The 17635-nt window shown below is 73.1% G+C and carries 17 protein-coding genes; 9 read left to right on the forward strand and 8 right to left on the reverse strand.

Translation table 11 applies throughout. From position 1 onward, the window contains the following. Nucleotides 1–223 precede the first annotated feature (223 nt). Both dtd and ADL05_RS10820 read right to left on the reverse strand, forming a co-directional pair. On the reverse strand, nucleotides 224–649 hold the full coding sequence (dtd, locus tag ADL05_RS10815; RefSeq protein WP_053616753.1) for a D-aminoacyl-tRNA deacylase: 426 nt from the start codon (nucleotides 647–649) through the stop codon (nucleotides 224–226). A 77-nt stretch (nucleotides 650–726) separates the two neighbouring features. Then, a complete protein-coding gene (locus ADL05_RS10820; protein WP_053616754.1) occupies nucleotides 727–2571 on the reverse strand; it encodes a DUF2207 domain-containing protein in 1845 nt (614 codons plus the stop codon). Between the two features lie 144 nt (nucleotides 2572–2715). On the opposite strand from ADL05_RS10820, the gene ADL05_RS10825 reads away from it, so the two are divergent. The 3 genes from ADL05_RS10825 (at nucleotide 2716) to ADL05_RS10835 (ending at nucleotide 7365) form a co-directional block, all read left to right on the forward strand. After that, entirely contained in the window at nucleotides 2716–3648 is a 933-nt protein-coding gene (locus ADL05_RS10825) for a neutral zinc metallopeptidase (RefSeq protein ID WP_053616853.1), read from the forward strand. A gap of 32 nt (nucleotides 3649–3680) precedes the next feature. Then, entirely contained in the window at nucleotides 3681–4610 is a 930-nt protein-coding gene (locus ADL05_RS10830) for a neutral zinc metallopeptidase (RefSeq protein ID WP_082376279.1), read from the forward strand. Between the two features lie 451 nt (nucleotides 4611–5061). After that, on the forward strand, nucleotides 5062–7365 hold the full coding sequence (locus ADL05_RS10835) for a hypothetical protein (RefSeq protein ID WP_053616854.1): 2304 nt from the start codon (nucleotides 5062–5064) through the stop codon (nucleotides 7363–7365). Nucleotides 7366–7375: 10 nt separating this feature from the next. Here the strand turns inward: ADL05_RS10835 and ADL05_RS10840 are convergent, their stop codons facing one another. The 3 genes from ADL05_RS10840 to ADL05_RS10850 form a co-directional block, all read right to left on the reverse strand. Beyond that, entirely contained in the window at nucleotides 7376–7672 is a 297-nt protein-coding gene (locus tag ADL05_RS10840; RefSeq protein WP_053616756.1) for a DUF2516 family protein, read from the reverse strand. A 117-nt stretch (nucleotides 7673–7789) separates the two neighbouring features. After that, complete coding sequence (locus tag ADL05_RS10845) at nucleotides 7790–8734, reverse strand: M56 family metallopeptidase (RefSeq protein WP_053616757.1); 945 nt, start codon at nucleotides 8732–8734, stop codon at nucleotides 7790–7792. Between the two features lie 5 nt (nucleotides 8735–8739). Next, nucleotides 8740–9102, reverse strand: coding sequence for a BlaI/MecI/CopY family transcriptional regulator (locus ADL05_RS10850; protein WP_082376267.1), 363 nt, complete (start codon nucleotides 9100–9102; stop codon nucleotides 8740–8742). Between the two features lie 233 nt (nucleotides 9103–9335). Between ADL05_RS10850 and ADL05_RS10855 the strand changes: the two genes are divergently transcribed. Then, a complete protein-coding gene (locus ADL05_RS10855) occupies nucleotides 9336–9866 on the forward strand; it encodes an O-acetyl-ADP-ribose deacetylase (RefSeq protein ID WP_053616759.1) in 531 nt (176 codons plus the stop codon). A 64-nt stretch (nucleotides 9867–9930) separates the two neighbouring features. Here the strand turns inward: ADL05_RS10855 and ADL05_RS10860 are convergent, their stop codons facing one another. Continuing rightward, nucleotides 9931–11235: a deoxyribodipyrimidine photo-lyase gene (locus tag ADL05_RS10860; protein WP_082376281.1), complete on the reverse strand. Its 1305-nt coding sequence runs from the start codon at nucleotides 11233–11235 to the stop codon at nucleotides 9931–9933. An 89-nt stretch (nucleotides 11236–11324) separates the two neighbouring features. On the opposite strand from ADL05_RS10860, the gene ADL05_RS10865 reads away from it, so the two are divergent. The 5 genes from ADL05_RS10865 (at nucleotide 11325) to ADL05_RS10885 (ending at nucleotide 16220) form a co-directional block, all read left to right on the forward strand. Next, nucleotides 11325–12308, forward strand: coding sequence for a DUF523 and DUF1722 domain-containing protein (locus tag ADL05_RS10865; RefSeq protein ID WP_053616761.1), 984 nt, complete (start codon nucleotides 11325–11327; stop codon nucleotides 12306–12308). A 145-nt stretch (nucleotides 12309–12453) separates the two neighbouring features. Continuing rightward, a complete protein-coding gene (locus tag ADL05_RS10870; RefSeq protein ID WP_053616762.1) occupies nucleotides 12454–13449 on the forward strand; it encodes an esterase family protein in 996 nt (331 codons plus the stop codon). A 120-nt stretch (nucleotides 13450–13569) separates the two neighbouring features. Next, complete coding sequence (gene mshA, locus ADL05_RS10875) at nucleotides 13570–14856, forward strand: D-inositol-3-phosphate glycosyltransferase (RefSeq protein ID WP_369800925.1); 1287 nt, start codon at nucleotides 13570–13572, stop codon at nucleotides 14854–14856. Next, nucleotides 14853–15416 carry a YbjN domain-containing protein gene (locus ADL05_RS10880; RefSeq protein WP_053616855.1) on the forward strand — a complete coding sequence of 188 codons (564 nt, stop codon included), beginning with the start codon at nucleotides 14853–14855 and terminating at the stop codon, nucleotides 15414–15416. The genes mshA and ADL05_RS10880 overlap by 4 nt, the downstream gene beginning before the upstream one ends. A gap of 57 nt (nucleotides 15417–15473) precedes the next feature. Continuing rightward, on the forward strand, nucleotides 15474–16220 hold the full coding sequence (locus ADL05_RS10885; protein WP_053616764.1) for a phosphoglyceromutase: 747 nt from the start codon (nucleotides 15474–15476) through the stop codon (nucleotides 16218–16220). Nucleotides 16221–16315: 95 nt separating this feature from the next. Here ADL05_RS10885 and ADL05_RS10890 read toward each other — a convergent pair whose 3' ends face one another. Together ADL05_RS10890 and ADL05_RS10895 are read right to left on the reverse strand one after the other, a co-directional pair. After that, entirely contained in the window at nucleotides 16316–16678 is a 363-nt protein-coding gene (locus ADL05_RS10890; RefSeq protein ID WP_053616765.1) for a DsrE family protein, read from the reverse strand. 5 nt (nucleotides 16679–16683) lie between these two features. Next, on the reverse strand, nucleotides 16684–17460 hold the full coding sequence (locus ADL05_RS10895; protein ID WP_053616766.1) for a GIDE domain-containing protein: 777 nt from the start codon (nucleotides 17458–17460) through the stop codon (nucleotides 16684–16686). Nucleotides 17461–17635 lie beyond the last annotated feature (175 nt).

A 17635-nucleotide genomic window follows, 5' to 3' on the forward strand; every position in this document is an offset into this window, starting at 1 on the left:
CGGCGTACGTGCCCGTTCGGGCACGATTCCGGCGCACGTGCCCGTTCGAGCGCCACTCCGGCGTACCCCCGTCCCCCGGCAGGGCACCGGCACACGGGCGTGAACGAGGACTCAGACGGGGAGTACGGCGCGGCCCGCGAACGGACGCTTCGGTGCTCGGCGCCCCTCCTCCAATGGCGATGCCCGCCCCGGTCTCGTCCGCGGGCCGGTGGAGTGACGTACCTCAGACCTCGACGATGACCGTGAAGGGGCCCTCGTTGGTGAGGGCGACGGACATCTGGGCGCCGAACACCCCCGTGGCGACCTCCGCGCCCAGGTCGCGCAGCTCCTTGACCACCGCGTCCACCAGCGGTTCGGCGACGGGCCCCGGCGCGGCCGCCTGCCAGGTGGGGCGACGGCCCTTGCGCGCGTCGCCGTAGAGCGTGAACTGGCTGACGACGAGAAGCGGGGCCCCGATGTCGGAGCACGACTTCTCGTCCTCCAGGATGCGCAGGCCCCACAGCTTCCTCGCGACCTTGCGGGCCTCGGCCTCGGTGTCCTCGTGGGTCACGCCCACCAGCGCCATCAGTCCGGGCCGGTCGATCGCCCCGACGACCTCGCCGCCGACCGTCACCGACGCGTGCGACACCCGTTGGACCACAGCCCTCATGGCGTCCCTCCTCCTCTGTTCCCGCCCGTCCCTCGGGCGCGTTGCCGACCGCGGCCCCGGCCCCCTGCGCCGGACCGCTACCGCGGCCTGCGCTGGTTGAGCAGCCCCAGGCGGCGGCTGTTGGTGATGATGCCGGTGAGGATCACCGTGAACGCGCTGATGGAGTCCGCGAAGTCCTCGATCCGCCACTCCCGCGGACCGGTGTACCACGCCAGGCCGTCGCCGGTGAGCTCCTCGTCGCTGAGGTCGGCGAGCGCGGCCGAGGCCAGGATGTTCGCCCACCGGTCGACGTCGTCGAAGATGACCGCGTACGGCAGGTAGCGCGAGTAGAGCTCCACCCGCTGCCCCGGCGGCGCGGTCGCCGACCGCTGGCTGAGCAGGTAGTCGCGGAAGCCCATGGTGTGCGCGTACACCGAGCTGCCCAGCTTGGTCTTGGCCGGCATGTACTGGGCGCCCGCCGTGACGGCCGCGCCCGCGATGATGACCGCCAGCCCGGTGAACGCCGCCGAGGTGAACGCCGCCAGCAGGCCGGTCAGGACCACGCCGGAGACGGTGATGGCCATGCCGGCGGTGCTCCAGCGGCCCCGCACCTGGTGGGGCGGGCGGGCGAACCACCGCAGCCTGACCATGTCGCGGTAGAGCTCCTCGCGCACCCGGTCGATGCGGGCGGGGAAGTCGTCGACCGTGCTCCGCGACCCCACACGCGACAGGCGCACGGTCGCGTGCTCCCCGAACAGGGCGTCCATCAGCAGCCACTCGTACGGCAGCAGGGACTCCCCCGGCGGGCCGTCCAGGCGGACCAGCCGCCAGTCCACGGACGTGAAGTGCTCGTGGGGCAGTTCCTCCAGCCGGATGTAGCCCCGCACCGCCAGGTCGACCACCGCGCCCGTGAGGTCGGTGATGTCCACGGTCTCGTTGACCAGCGTGCCGATCTGCCCCGGGTGGACGCCGTCGGGCGGCTCGAACCTGGGCCGCCCGTGGTCACCGGTTCCGACGGGCACCTGGTCGCCCCGGGCGGCCTCCTTGCGCAGCGCGCGCTCGTCGCGTCCCCGGACGCGGATCAGCACCACCAGGCCGCCCACGAGCACCACCAGCAGCAGCCCGAACACGCTGGAGGTCAGCGGCGTGACCTCGAAGGCCGACACGAGGGACCAGCGGCGGGTGAGGATCGGCTCGCCCTCGGCGGTGCCGGCCGGGTAGTTGACGACGATGTCCAGGCGGTCCTGCGGAGCCATGTCGGCCTGGAGGAAGTGCGCGAGGTCGGAGCCCTCGCCCATGTCGGAGGCGGTGCAGTAGATCGCGCTGAGCCGTTCCCCCGCCAGGCAGGAGAGCGCCTCGGGCGGAAGCGGCGCGGTCACGGTCACGTCCGTGGCCGCGACGTGGTGGCTGTAGCCGCCGACCGCCCGCCACTCCATCTGGACGCCCTGCGCGATCTCGCTGACGGTGCCGGTGACCTGGTAGGAGAGCACCACGCCGCCGGTCCCGGCGGTGTGGATCCGCGCGAGCAGCTTGCCGTCGACCTTGTCGGTCTCGACCGGCACGGGGTCGCCGCCGAGATCGGTCGCCGAGACCGCGCTCACGTCGAAGTTCCGGTCGTGGTCGGTGTCGTAGAGCATGGTCTCGGTGAGCGACCGGGTGAAGGTCTCGGGAGCGGTCCCGTCGAAGGTCAGGGTCTCCTCGCCGTGGAGCGCCCCCCGCTGGTCGAGCCGCAGGCGTATGTCGTTGTTGATCTCCGGGTCCGCGGCGGCGGGAGCGCCAGCCGCCGACGTCCGGGCCCCCGGTACTGTGGAGCCCGGTGCCGCCGTCGCGGCGTGGGCCCGCCCCTGCGTCCCGGTCACGACGGGCACCAGGAGCAGCGAGGAGAACACGAAAAGAGCCGTCGCCACCGCGACGGCCGGGCGCCAGGAGCCGACCCACCACATGTCGCGAGAGCCTATCCGGTCCGATGGGACCGCGTCGCCACGGGGCGTTGTCGCGTACCCGCGCACAGTGGAGGGCCGAACGTGAGCCGGAGCGTGTCCGCGGGTCCGGAGTTCTGGTCCGAGCGACAGGGGTTCCTCCAGCGGATGGGGCTCGGTGTGTCACTGTGCCTGGCCGCGGGTCTGGCCGCGATGGGGTTCACGGGGTTCCTCGCGATCTCCGAACTGCTGCACTCCGCCGATCCCGCGTGGTCGCGACCGCGGGCCGGTGAGGAGCACAGCGCACCCGTCACGTCCTCGGACGGCACCGGCGGCGCCACGGCGGATGACGGGACCGCGCACGGCACCGGCGGCGGACCCGCCACGACCGTCGGCCAGAGCGCTCCGCTGAACGACAGCCCCCTGTACCGTATCGGCGAGCTTGGCGAGGTCACCTGCACGGCTCCTGAGCTGGACAAGGACGACACCGAGTCGGTGGAGACCTTCGCCCACGCCATCGCGGACTGTCTGGACGACGCCTGGGGCGACTACTTCGCCGGGGCCGGGCTGGAGTTCAGCTCGCCCAACCGCGTCTACTGGACCGCGGCGGGCCACAGCCCGTGCGGGGCCTTCCCCTCGGAGGGCACGGCGGCGTTCTACTGCGGCGCCAACCAGGGCCTCTACCTGGGGCTGGAGGACATCGTGGCGGCCTCGGCCCACAACGAGAACCCGGAGGCCTACACGTTCCTCATCAGTCACGAGTACGGTCACCACGTCCAGGGGCAGTCGCGGATCCTGGCGCAGTTCCACAGCGAACGGGCGGGTGCGGAGCAGGAGGAGGCCGACGAGTTGAGCCGGCGCAACGAACTCCAGGCCAACTGCCTGGGCGGTGTGTTCCTCGGGGCCTCCGGCGACTCGCTGGGGTACGGCCCGGCCGAGCGGCGCAACATCCTCGACGACGTCCGGCTGCGCAGCGACCGGGGCCGCCACCGGACCCACGGATCGGCGGAGAACGGCCGGATGTGGACCGCCCACGGCATGGACCGCGTGGACCCGGCGTCCTGTGACACCTGGAACGCGGACGAGGGCCTGGTGCGGTGAGCGGGGACCGCGCGGGCCGGGGGCCGCTCACCATGGTGGGCGGCCTGCTCGCGGCCCTGTTCGCGCTCGCCCTGCTGTCGTGGACCGCGGTCGTGGAGGACGTGCCGCCGGACGCTGCGGGCTCCGGTCGCCCGGACGGGGCGGCGGTCACCAGCCCCGACGACAAGCCCGCGCAGGAGCCCTCGGGAGGCTCGGGCGTGCTGGGGGCCTCGGGCGGCCTGGACCAGGCCGAGCGGCCCTCGGGGCACGCCGCCCTGGTGGCCAACCCCCTCTACGGCACCGACCGGCTGAGCCCGCTGCCCTGCCCGGTCGACGAGCCGGACGTGGACGACGCCGTCGCGATGGAGGGGTTCCTCCACGCGGTGGCGGACTGTCTGGACGAGGCGTGGACGACCCAGTTCGCGCGGGCGGGGATCCCGTTCGAGCCGCCGGATCGGGTGTTCTGGTCCGAGCCGGGGGTGAGCCCGTGCCGCCCCTACCCGTCGGCGGCGGGCGCCTTCTACTGCCGGGCGAGCACGAGCATCTACATCGGCACCTCGGACGTGGTGGAGAAGTGGAACGGCGCCACCCGCAGCGTGGTCTACGCGTCGCTGCTGGCGCACGAGTACAGCCACCACGTCCAGGGCGAGTCCGGGCTGCTGGAGTACTACCACGAGCAGCGCGAGCTGGAGCCGGACCCCGAGGGGCGCAACGCGTGGACGCGCCGCAGCGAACTGCAGGCCAACTGCCTGGCGGGCGCGTTCCTGGGCTCGATACGGGTCACCTACCCGTTGGACGACGGCGATCTGGAGTCGCTGTTGGAGGACGCCGCGGCCACCGCGGACCGGGAGGACGGCCCGGAGTCGGAGCGCACGCACGGCTCGGTGGACAACGGCGTGTGGTGGACGCGGACGGGGTGGGAGGAGCAGGCGCCGGGTGCCTGCAACACCTGGGACGTGGACGACGAGGACCTGGTGGAGTAGGGCGGCGCTCCCGGGCGGATCCGGCCGGGAGCCGGTTGTCCACAGGCCGTACGTTACCGCTGTCACTCGGCCACTCAGCGTGGCAGGATGCTGCGTATGCAGGACCACGACTCCCCACCGGGTTCTCCCGCGCCCGGGACCACCGCCCCCCACCGCCCCTCCGACACCACCGGCCCCGCCGCAGGACTCCGTGCGCGGGAGGACGCCCGCGCCGTCGCCTCCGGCACCGCCGAAGCCCGCGCGACCGGAGCCCCCGCCGTCGAGCCCGGGCCAGAACGTCCGGACCGCCGAACCCCGTCTCGTGGAACCCCGTGCGCGGGAGGACGCCCGCACCGTCGCCTCCGGCACCGCCGAAGCTCGCGCGACCGGAGCCCCCGCCGTCGACCCCGGCGCCGCGGAACCGCTGGCTCGGGAGGACTCCCCCGGCGGCCCCCGGCCCCTCACCGACCGGGTGGAACTGCGCGTGCACGGCGTCAGCGGCGGGCAGGCGGAGGAGCTGTTGGACGTCGAGCCCGCCATGCGGGTGGGCGGCGACCGGCTGGCCGGGTTCTTCCGGTGGCGCCGCGAGCCCGACACCGAGACCGTCCCCGGCGTGCGGCGGGAGATCTTCGCGTGGGGCAACCTGACCTCGGGAAGCTCCTCGCGGGCGCTGTGGCTGCTGCTCCTGCCGTTCATGCTGCTCAACGTCGCGTACTGGATGCGCCCGGGCCGGATGGACCGACAGCCCGTCGGGCTGAGCCGGGTGGCCAACAACGTGTACGGGGCGAGCGTGCGGCTGCTCGCGCTGTCGCTGACAGCCCTCATCACGCTGGCCACGGCCGGGATCGGGATGGACCTGGTCGCCTGGCAGTGCGGGGGCCTGGGCGAGACGTGTGCCGGCACCAGGCCGTGGCTGGGCTTCCTGGCCGCGCCCGACTCGCCGCTCTCCGCTCCGGGCATAGCGCTCCTGGTGGGCGCGGCGCTGCCGATCGCGGTGGTGCTGGTGCTGTGGCGGCTGTCGCGGCGGACCGCCGCCGACTACGAGGTCGTGGCCTCGCCGGTGCCGCCGCGGGAGGCGGCCGAGGCGCCGCTCAGCCACGCGGAGTTCTGGCGCAACAGCGAGACCATGGCGCGGCTGCGGTCGGCGCACATCGCGGTGGCCGTGGGGATGGTCGCCCTGTTCCTGCTGGTTCCGGCGCTCCAGGACGATCTGACGCGCGACGCGGATCCGGGGCTGCGACCGTACGCGGGCCTGGCCCTGGCCGTGCTCCTGGGCGCGGTGCTGGCCGTGAGCACGGCGAGTGTGCTCGTGCCGGGGGCCGATCCGCGCTGGAACGCGCGGGCGGACCGGGTCTGCCGGATCCTGCGCGACACCACCATCGTGCTCGCGGTCGCGGTCGCCGGGTACACGGTGTGGCCGCGCGCGGGCTGGTCCGCGCAGGGTCGGCTGCCCGGGCACGATACGGCGCTCAACACGCTGTTCGCCGTCCAGGGGACGTTCGCCGTGCTGCTCCTGGTGGCGGCGCTGGTGCTCTACGCCGTGGACCGCGCGCACGACGGCACGGCGATGCGCGGCCTGGCGGGCCCGGCGACCGCGGTGCTGGGCGCCCTGCTCGGCGGCGGGTTCTCCGCCGCGCTGGTCTACCAGGGCTCGCTGTGGCTGAGCGGCTGCGGGACGCGGGGCTCCTCCGGAGGCGACTGCCTGCCGCTGGATCCGCCCGCGGCCTACTCCTGGCTCCAGCTCGCGTTCGCGTTCGAGGCGGCCATCGCCCTGGGCACGGCGGCCGTGCTCGCCCTGGAGATACGGCGCGGCACCCGGGCCCACGTACCGGCCGTCACCGAGCAGTACGCCCGGAGTGTTAGGGACCGGCGCACATGGGACATCGCCCGGGCGCGGGCGCTCGGGCGGCTGACGGAGGTGCTGCCGTCGGTGATGGCGGTGTTCCTGACACCGGCGGTGCTGTTGGTGGCGCTGGTGCTGTACGCGGCGCTGTCCGGCGACCTGGTCGCCGGCGCGGTGACCGCGAACGCGGCGGTCTCCGGGCGACTGGGGCTGCTGGCCCAGGACGCGGTGACGGGGCTGGTGTCCATCGGCTCCCTCATCGGCGGCCTCGCGCTGGTGGCCCTGGCCTGGATCGGGCGCAGCGCCTACCGGGACAGACCCACGCGGCAGGCGGTGGGCGCCCTGTGGGACGTGGGGACGTTCTGGCCGCGGGTCGCGCACCCGCTGGCGCCGCCCTCCTACGCGGAGCGGGCGGTCCCGCAGCTGGCCGCGCGTGTGGCGCGGATGGCCAAGGACGGCACGGGTGTGGTGCTGTCGGGGCACTCCCAGGGGTCGGTGCTGGCGGCGGCCACGGTGTGGCAGCTACCCGCCGACACGCAGGGGCGTATCGCGCTCATCACGCACGGATCACCGCTGAACCGGCTGTACGCGCGCTACTTCCCCGCCTACTTCGGGCCGGTGGCCTTCGCCGACCTGCGCACGCGGGTCTCGGACTGGCGCAACCTGTGGCGGATGACGGACGCCATCGCCGGGCCGGTCCGCATGCGCGACGCCGCCGGGGAGATCGGGGAGGACGAGGTGGTCGCCATCGCCGAGCCGCTGCCCGACCCGCGCTCCTACGACGCGCCGCCGGGTGAGGCCCGCAGACCGGAGATCCTGGGCCACTCGTGCTACACGGGCGACCCCGCCTACGCGGAGTCGCTCTGGCAGGTGCTGCGGACTCTGGACGAGAGTCCGCGGCCCGGCCATCGCCCCCAAGGGACCGGGGCGTGAGGTCTGCGGCCTACCAGGGGCCGTAGGGGCCGTTGTTGCGCCCGCCCTGGCTCCCCTTGACCGCCGGACGCACGTCCAGGAGGAAGATGAGCGTGGCCACCAGACCCATGATCACGAGGAACCCCGTGCCGGTGAGCACCGCCAGCAGGGAGACACCGGTCGCGGCACCGGTGAGGATGACCCACAGCCGCTTGTTCTGCTTGTCCATGATCTCGAACGCGGAGGCCGGTGTGCGCAGTGCCTCGATCAGTGCGTAGAGGCTGGCCACGAAGGTGGCCGTGTAGACGGCCATCCAGATCAAGTACATGCACGCTCCCGACTACGTCCCGAACGGGGGTCCGCCCGCTCTCCACACTAAACGGATCAGACCCGCGATTAGTGCCCGGTCGAGGCCCGGATCACACGTGTGCGGTGACCGGGCCGGTCAGACCGGGATGTGCCAGAGGCAGGTGACGAAGGCCAGCAGGAACGCCGATCCGCCCATGATGACGGCGCCCGCGTGGTACGGGAGTTCGTCGTCGGGACGCAGGAGGCGGTTGACGCGACGCATGACGTCCGGCTCGGACTGCTCGACGGCGGCCATCGCACCGGCCGGCACCGGAGCGGGGCCCGCGGCGCCGAAGCGGAGCAGGGCCATGGCGAGTTCGCGGCGGGAGCTGTGCCGTCGGGCCTGGTCGTCGGCGCACATCTCGATGAGCAGGGCCACGCTCTCGTAGTAGGTGCGGACCAGGCGCACGCGCGGGAACGCGCGTTTGAGGGAGGAGAACGGCAGCAGGACGAGGTCGTGCCGCTGGCGCAGGTGCGCGTTCTCGTGGGCGAGGACGGCGGCCAGCTCCGCGCGGTCCAGGACCGCCAGGGCCCCCTCGCTGATGACGACCTGGGAGCGCAGCACACCGGGCAGGCAGTACGCGGCGGCGGCCGGGTGGTCCACCACCCGCGCGCCGGGCACGTCGGGGTGGTCCTTGGCGACCAGTTCCAGCAGGTCGTGGTGGCGGCGGCGCACCCGGACGACCTGCACGAAGGAGGAGACGAGACCGTAGAAGAGCACGAGGGTCAGTGCGGCGGCCAGCGCCACGGCCACGATGTGGCTGGCGCCCTCCGCCCCCAGGGACAGCTCGGAGGAGATGAGTCGGCCGGTGACGATGTCGCCGGCCAGGGCGAGCAGGCCGTGCGCGGCACCGAGTTCGTAGGAGGACAGCCCGAACGCCAGGAGCGCACCGATGGTCGACACCCCCCAGGCCAGGCCGAGCGCCTGCCAGGTGATGACCGCGGTGTAGGGGCCGCGGGTCGGCCACTTCGCCCGGTGGAGTGCTTCCATGGCGATGAGGCAGCCGACCGCGATGAGAGAGAGAAGTGCGGCACTGACCATACGGGCTAGTTCCTTGGCTGCTCGATTTCCCCGAGTGCGCGCCGAAGCGCTTCAGCCTCCTGGCCGTCCATGGACTGGACGAAGGCGGCCAGGGCCGCGTCGCGGTCCCCCGTCTGACCGAGGGCGTCGAACATCAGCTCGGACACATAGGCCTCACGGCTCGCGGCCGGACTGTATCGCCACGCACGACCCTCACGTGCCCGGGAGACCACCTTCTTCTTGGCGAGTCGATCGAGCACGGTCATGACGGTCGTGTGTGCCAGGTCGCGTTCGGTGAGCGCTTTGCCGACCTCACGAACCGTCATTGGTTCGTTTCGTGCCCACAGTACATCCATCACCGCGCGTTCAAGTTCGCCAAGCCGATTCATGGATCCGAGTCTACCGGGGCTAGTACTACACGCTGTCGTACCCCCGGTTAAATTCGGATCACCCGGCGGGCGGGGCGATGCGGCCCGCGTCGGCGAGTCGCACGTCTGCTCCGGAGCGCGGACCAAGCCGCCCGTTCACGGGTGTGCGGCCCTGACGGATCAGCCGAGATTTCCTACCGAAAGCCGACCCGGACGGCGATACTGCCGACGCGCACCCGGGAAGGAGTCCCACCATGGGCACCAGCAATGACATGCGCCTCATCGTCACCAAAGGCGACATCACCGAGCAGCGGGTGGACGCCATCGTCAACGCGGCCAACGGTTCCCTCCTCGGGGGCGGCGGGGTCGACGGCGCCATCCACCGCAAGGGCGGCGGGGCGATCCTGGAGGAGTGCCGCCGTCTGCGATCCGGGCACCTCGGCGGAGGCCTGCCCGTCGGCCACGCGGTGGCCACCACGGCCGGGCTGCTGCCCGCCCGCTGGGTGATCCACACCGTGGGGCCGGTGCACAGCACCACGGAGGACCGCGGTGCACGGCTCGCCTCCTGTTACACCGAGTCCCTGCGTCTGGCACGGGACCTCGGCGCGGAGTCGGTGGCCTTCCCCGCGATCTCCACCGGCGTGTACCGGTGGCCGCTCGACGACGCCGCGCGCATCGCCGCCGAGGCGATCCACGCGGCCGAGGCGCGGGTGCCGGAGATTCGGCTGGTCCTGTTCGACGACACCGCCCTGGCCGCCTTCCAACGAGCCTTCGACACCGCCTGAACGGCACCGCTTCCCGGGCAGGACCCGGCGGCGATCCGCGCCGCGTGCCCGACGCCGCACCCGGTCAGTGCCCGGGGTCGGCGATCGGCGGCGGGTAGCCGGTCGGCGGACGCTCCTCCCGCCACGGCGTGTGGACGCGTGCGCCCGGGAGGCCGGCGAGTTCGGGGACGTACCGGCGGACGTAGTCGCCGCCGGGATCGAAGCGCCGCGCCTGGCGGAGCGGGTTGAAGGCCCGGTTGGGCCGTGTGTCGTTGCCGGTCCCCGCGACCCACTGCCAGTTGCCGTGGTTGTCGGCGACGTCGCCGTCCACGAGGTGGTCCTCGAAGTGCGCGGCTCCCTCGCGCCAGTGCACCCGCAGCGTGCGCGTCAGGAACGCCGCGGTGATCATCCGGGTCCGGTTGTGCATGAACCCCTCCCTCAGGAGTTGGCGCATCCCCGCGTCGACGACGGGCACGCCGGTCCGGCCCTGCCGCCAGGCCGCGACGGCGTCCGGGTCGTGTCGCCACTGGCGCCCGCGGTCCCGGTAGTCGCGGCGGCCGATCTCCGGAAAGGCCGCCGTCACCTGGTGGTGGAAGTCCCTCCAGGCGAGCTGGCGCACGAACTCCCCGTGTCCCGGACGCTCCCGCCCCGCGAGGGCGACCTCCAGCGGGGACAGGCAGCCGAAGCGCAGGTCGGCCGACAGGTGCGAGGTGGCCGCCCCGGCCAGGTCGTCGCGCCGGTCCGGGTACTCGGCCTGGCCGCGCTCGACCCAGGTCCGGAGCCGGGCCCGGGCCGCGTCCTCCCCTCCGGCGATCCGGTCGGTCGCCGTCTCGCCCCGGCCGCGGTCGCCCAGCGAGCGCGGCAGCTCACCGGGGGCGAGGTCCCCATGGGGAGGCAGCCCGTCCGGAGCGGGCTCGATCGCGCGCCAGGAGGACGCCTCCCAGGCCCGCCAGTACGGGGTGAACACCTTGTAGTGGTCCCCGCCCTGGGGCACGACCTCCCCGGGTGGAACGACGGTGAGCCCCGGGAACTCCCACACGGCCACACCGGCCTCCCGCAGCCGCCGCGCGCGATGGGCGGCGAAGCGGCTGACTCCGGCGCTCAGGTGAATCGTGTCCGCGCCGGTCTCCTTCGCCACGCGCAGGGCCTCCTCGACCGTTTCCCCCCGGCGCAGGACGAGGTCGGACCCCCGGCTGCGCAGGGACCACCGCAGGTCGGCGAGGGCTTCGGCGAGGTAGGCGTTCCGGTTGCGGGCGGCCGTGTCCACGAGGCGGTCGTCGATGACGAACAGCGGCAGGACGGGTCGGCCCCCGGCCAGGGCGGCGCCCAACGCCGGATGGTCGTGGACCCGCAGGTCCTGGGTGAACAGGACGATCACGCTCGGCGGCACACCGAACCTCCAGAACACAGGGGAGCTGAATCATCACCCTAGGCGATGTCTCCCTGGTCGGAGCGGCCCGTGCGCAGTAGCGTGGGCGTATGAGCCAGCCGCGCGCCACCTCCCGTCCCGAACCGGCCCGGCCCGTGGTCGGCGTCTCCAGCTGCCTGCTGGGAGCCCCGGTCCGCTACAACGGAGGCCATTCCCGTTCCCGGTTCCTCACCGACGAGCTGGGGCGGCACGTGGACTGGCTGCCCGTCTGCCCGGAGGCGGAGATCGGCCTGGGCGTTCCGCGCCCGACCCTGCGCCTGCAGCGGATCGGGGAGGCGGACCGGGTGATCTCCAGCAAGGACGGCGCCGACCACACCGACGACCTCGCCGCGGTCGCCGACCGGCACCTGGGCGGCCTGGAGCACGTGGACGGCTACGTGCTGAAGAACAAGTCGCCGAGCTGCGGCCTCCTGGCGCTCCCGGTGTTCGACGACGCGGCGAACCGGGTCCACGGCAAGGGGCGCGGAGCCTTCGCCGAACGCCTGACCCGCCTGCTGCCGGACCTGCCGGTGGAGGAGCAGGGACGCCTCTCGGACGCGGGGCTGCGCGAGCACTTCGTCCAGCGCGTCTTCGCCCACGCCCGCCTCCGGCTCCTGCTGTCCGACGACTGGCGGCCCCGTGACCTGGTGGAGTTCCACACGCGGCACAAGCTCCAGCTGATGTCCCACTCCCCCGAGGGGTACCGGGAGACCGGGCGCATCGTCGCCGCGGTCGGCGACGCCCCGCGCGCGGAGACCGCGAGGGCCTACACGAAGGCCTTCCACACCACGATGGCGGTGCGCACGAGCCGAGGCAAGCACGCCAACGCGCTCCAGCACGCCTTCGGGATGCTCAGCCCGCTGCTGGACGACGCCCGACGGCACGACCTGCTGGAGGCGATCGAGTCGTACCGGGTGGGCGAGGCCCCGCTCAGCCTGCCCGTGGCCCTTCTGCGCCACCACTGCGCGGCGGAGGACGTCGTGTGGGCGCGTGAGCAGACCTACCTGCTCCCCTACCCGGACGACCTGCGGCTGCGGCATCCGGTGGAGGTCTGACCGCGGTGGTGGCGGTCTGACCGCGGCCCGGATCCGCCGTTCCGGGCACGAAACGGAGACAGTTGACTACACTCGGTCACTACCCGCGACCCGCGGTGTTTCCCCACGGGCGTGGTGACCGCTGTTCCCGACTCTGAGGTTCGGTGTGCGCGCGACATTCTCCCGACGGGCCGTCATTCTCGTCTCCTCCTGCGTCGTCGTCGCGGCCGCGGCCGCGCTGGCGACGCTCCCGCCCGAGGGGGTCGCGGACCGGCTGGGCCTGCACCCGCCCGAGGCCGGCCCCGCGCTCGCCACCGGTCGGCTCGGCTTCCCCTCCGACCGCGAGGTCCCCGTCCCCGCACCGATCCCCCAGCCCGGCCAGGTCGCGGTGTGCAACGAACCCGGCACGGACCGGGTGGTGGCACTGCCGGACGAGGCCGCGCCGGGCGGCGAGCGTCCGCTGTGGATCCGGCGTCCGCCGGGCCCCGACAGCGCCGACCTGCCCGTCCTCTACCTCCTGCACGGTTCGGCCTCCACCCACGAGACCCTCATGGCGCAGGGCCTCGGTCCGCTCCTGGACCAGGAGATGTGCCGTGCCGGGGTCGAGTTCGTCATCGCCGCACCGTACGGCCAGGAGATCGGGGGCACCACCACCGAGTGGGCCGACGCCGCCGACGGCCGCTTCGCGCTGGAGAGCTTCGTCACCGGACCGGTGATCGAGGCGGTCGAGGGAGAGCACGTACGCCCACGGGACCTGCGGGCGATCGGCGGGTTCTCCATGGGCGGCTACGGGGCGGCCGCCACGGCGCTGCGCCACCCCGACCTGTACGCGCAGGTCGCCAGCTGGGCGGGCTACTTCCGCGTCGACGACCCCCACGAGGTGCTAGGGGACGGCGCCGCGGACCACAGCCCCGACCTCCTGCTCGACTCCGACGGCGTCGAGGACCTGCGGTTCGTACTGGTCGAGGGGACCGAGGAGCACACCCCGCTCCAGGAGGGGAGCATCCAGGGCGAGGCGGAGCGCTTCGCCGGACTGCTCACCGACCGCGGTATGACGGTCGCCACGCTCCGGCCGCGCGGCGGGCACGACTTCCGTACCTGGGAACGTTCCTTGCCCGACGTGGTCGACTTCCTGGTGTCGGGGTGGGCCGCTACACCGTAGGTCGGCGTCGGTCAATACCAGACCCCTCGGACAATCCAGGCGGGAACAGTGTGTACCTTCGTCGCTGTTGACGACAGCGGCTGTATACACGACGTGGAGGGACCACCGGTGTCTGGAACCGTGACTGAGGGAGACCCCGCACCACTCCCCTCCCGCGTCGCCACCATCAGCCTGCACACCTCCCCCCTGGACCAGCCCGGCACCGGTGACGCCGGCGGTCTCAACGTCTACGTCGTCGAGGTCGCCCGCCGGATGGCCGAACGCGGTGTGGCCGTGGACGTGTTCACCCGCGCCACCCGCGCCGACCTGCCTCCGGTGGTGGAACTGGCGCCGGGCGTCAACGTCCGGCACGTCCCCGCCGGGCCCTTCGGCCACCTCGACAAGAACACGCTCGCCGAGCACCTGTGTCCGTTCATCTTCGGACTCCTGCGCGCCGAGGCCCAGGGGGATCCCGGCCACTACGACCTCGTCCACGGCCACTACTGGCTGTCGGGACGCGCGGGCGTGGTGGCCGCTCGCCGCTGGGGGGTGCCGATGGTGCAGTCGATGCACACGATGGCCCGTGTGAAGAACGCCGCCCTGGCCGAGGGCGACCGGCCCGAACCCGAGATGCGGGTGCGCGGCGAGGACCAGCTGGTCCGCCAGGCCGACCGGCTGATCGCCAACACCGACGACGAGGCGCGCCAGCTCAAACAGCACTACGGCGCCGGGGACCACCAGATCAGCACGATCCCGCCGGGTGTGGACCTGGAGGTCTTCACCCCCGGCTCGCGGGCCGAGGCGCTGGCCCGGCTCGGCCTGCCCGCCGGCACCGAGCTCCTGCTGTTCGTGGGACGGGTGCAGCGGCTCAAGGCCCCCGACATCCTCATCCGCGCCGCAGCCGAACTCCTGGAGCGCGACCCCTCCCTGCGCTCGCGCCTGGTGGTGGGCGTGGTGGGCGGCCTGTCCGGCGTCGGCCAGAACGAACCCCTCCTGCTCACCGACCTGGCCGAGTCCCTGGGCGTGGCCGACGTGGTGCGCCTGGAACCCGCGCAGAACCGTCGGCGGCTGGCCGACTACTACCGCGCGGCCACGGCGACCGTGGTGCCGTCCTACTCCGAGTCCTTCGGCCTGGTGGCGGTGGAGTCCCAGGCCTGCGGCACCCCGGTCGTCGCCGCGCGCGTGGGCGGGCTGACCACGGCCGTGTCGGGCGGCGTGTCCGGGGTGCTGGTGGAGGGGCACGACCCCTCCGACTACGCCGCCGAACTGCACCGCCTCATCGCCGAGCCCGCCTGGCGTGCCAAGCTGGCGATGGCGGCCCCCAAGCACGCCGCCACCCTGGGCTGGTCGCGGACCGTCGACGACCTGTTGGACGTGTACCGCGCGAGCATCACCCCGCGCGCGCTGCCCCTGGCGGCGTGCCGATGACCGGAAGGGACCCGCAGGTGCAGACGCAGACGGCGCGTGAGGCCGCGGCGAGGGCGATCACCGAGGCGGTCGCCGAGGCCGGACTGGAGACGGAGCTCCCCCGGGAGGGCTCCTTCCTCGTCACGATCCCCGGCCGGGCCAAGCTCAAGACACTCGTGTGGCTGGAGGTCGGGCCGCACAGCCTCGGCGTCACGTCGTTCTTCTGCCGGCAGCCGGACGAGAACCACGGCGAGTTCTACCGCTGGCTGATGCAGCGCAACTCGGGCATGTTCGGGATGGCCTTCGCGGCCGACGAGGTCGGCGACGTGTACATCCGCGGGCGCCTGCCGCTGGAGGGCGTGACGAGCGACGAGGTCGACCGGCTGCTGGGATGCGTGCTCACCTATTCCGACGAGAACTTCAACCGCGCGCTGGAGCTGGGCTTCGCCTCGGCGATCCGCAAGGAGTGGAAGTGGCGGGCCGAGCGCGGCCACGACATGCGCAACCTGCGGGCCTTCGCCCACCTGGCCGAGCCGCACACGGGCACCGAGCCCGCGACCCCGCCGGAGAGTACTTCCTAACAGCGTTAGGAGATGGGGGCGCCCGAGCGGAAGGGCGGAGTGGCTAGGCTTGGTCCCATGGGAACTCTGGTACTGCTGCGACACGGTGAGAGTGTCTGGAACGCGAAGGGCCTGTTCACCGGCTGGGTGGACGTGGACCTGTCGGCGACGGGCGAGGACGAGGCCCGCCGGGGCGGTGAGCTGCTCAAGGAGGCCGGTGTCACGCCGGACATCCTGCACACCTCGCTGCTCAAGCGCGCCATCCGCACCGCGAACCTGGCGCTGGACGCCGCCGACCTGCACTGGCTGCCGGTCGAGCGCTCCTGGCGCCTCAACGAGCGCCACTACGGCGCCCTGCAGGGCAAGGACAAGGCGCAGACGCGCGAGGAGTACGGCGAAGAGCAGTTCATGATCTGGCGCCGCTCCTACGACACCCCGCCGCCGCCCATCGCCGACGACGACCCCTACTCGCAGGCCGCCGACACCCGCTACGCGCAGCTTCCGCCGGAGCTGAAGCCCCGCACCGAGTGCCTCAAGGACGTGCTGGACCGCGCCCTGCCCTACTGGTACGACTCCATCGTCCCCGACCTGGCCGCCGGGAAGACCGTGCTGGTCGCCGCGCACGGCAACTCGCTGCGCGCGCTGGTCAAGCACCTGGACGGGATCAGCGACGCCGACATCGCCGGGCTGAACATCCCCACCGGCATCCCGCTGCTGTACGACCTCGACGACGACTTCACGCCGCGCAACGCGGGCGGCACCTACCTCGACCCGGAGGCCGCCAAGGCCGCGATCGAGGCCGTGGCCAACCAGGGCAAGAAGTAGCCCACCCGTCGCCCGCCACCGCCCCGGGGGCGCCCTCGGCGCTCGCGCCCGTGTCGCCTCCGGCGGCACGGGCGCCGTGCCTTCGGGGGCGGACCTCAGTAGACGAGCGCCTGGGCGCCCTCGGCGACGGCCTCCTCGACGAACGACGGCGCCCCCGCGATGCGCACCCCCGTGATGAGGTCGTCCTGGGTCAGCTCCCTCCGGGCGGCGCACTGCGTGCACACCGTCACCCGGCCGGCGGCCAGGACGGCTTCGAGGAGGTCGCACAGGGGGGCGGCGTGCGGGAGGGCGAACTCCTCGGCCCGGCCGGGGACGGCGAACCACGCCGACTCACCGGTCAGCCAGAGCGAGACGTCGACCCCGCTGGCCAGGGCCGCCGCGGCGACCGTGAACGCCTGGTTGCACCGCTCGGGGTCGTTCTCTCCGGCGGTGACCTTGATCACCAAGGAACGGGACATGTCGGTCAGCCTAGTGACAGGCCGACGAGGACCAGCACCGCCCCCACCGCCGCGCAGGCGCCGAAGAGCACCGTGAGCGCGACCGCCTCCCGGCGCCGGGGCGGGATACGGGCGGGCTGCGCGTCGACGCCGTGCTCGATGGCCAGCTTCCCGCCCTCGGGAGCGACCAGCACGACCCGGCCCTCGCGCAGCTGGACGCGTCCGCTGACGCGGAGCCGTGCGCCCGGGCGGATCACCCACTCGCGGTACTCGAACTCGATCGTCTCGCCGCGGAAGACTCCGGAGATCCGACCGCGCACCCGCGGCAACAGGTCGTCCGCGGCGGCGGCCACACCCGGTTGCGGGCGTCCCACCACACGCTTGAGGCACAGTTCGGCGCCACGGGTCTCGGCGTCGCCCGGGTCGACGAAGACGCGGTCACCGTCGGCGCGGTCCCCCTCGGCCACCAGGCCGAACAGCTCCTCGCCGCCGTACTCGGCGATGGGGTCGCAGGCGCGTTCGCGGACGGTTCCCCCGTCGTGGTTGAGCGGCCAGTAGTGCCGCAGCACCTCGTGCCCGTGCCACACGCACTCCGCGCCGGCCAGTCCGGAGGTGATGGGCCCCGCGGGCCCGGGGGCGGCGACACCGGACAGGGTGACGCGTCGCCCCTCCAGCGCGGCGAGCGACCGGGGCCGCAGCTGGGCGACGCCGCGCTGGCGCAGCCAGCGGCGCAGGCCGATGACGGTGAGCGGCAGGAGGACGACCGCGGCGAAGAGCAGCGCCGAACCGATGACCAGCAACACAGGCCGCCCCTTAATTCTGCGTCGGAGGGTGGGAGACGACGGCGGGTTCGACACCCCGTGACCACACCGTGTCGCAGACAATCTTTACCAGTTCTTCGGGAAAGCGGGGCCAATTGGGCATGGCCGTCCCGGGACGCGCTGGTGGCAGGGGCCGGGGTCGGCCCGAGCGGACGTG

Origin of the sequence: Nocardiopsis sp. NRRL B-16309, from assembly GCF_001279585.1 — a bacterium.
In the GTDB taxonomy this organism is placed as follows: domain Bacteria; phylum Actinomycetota; class Actinomycetes; order Streptosporangiales; family Streptosporangiaceae; genus Nocardiopsis.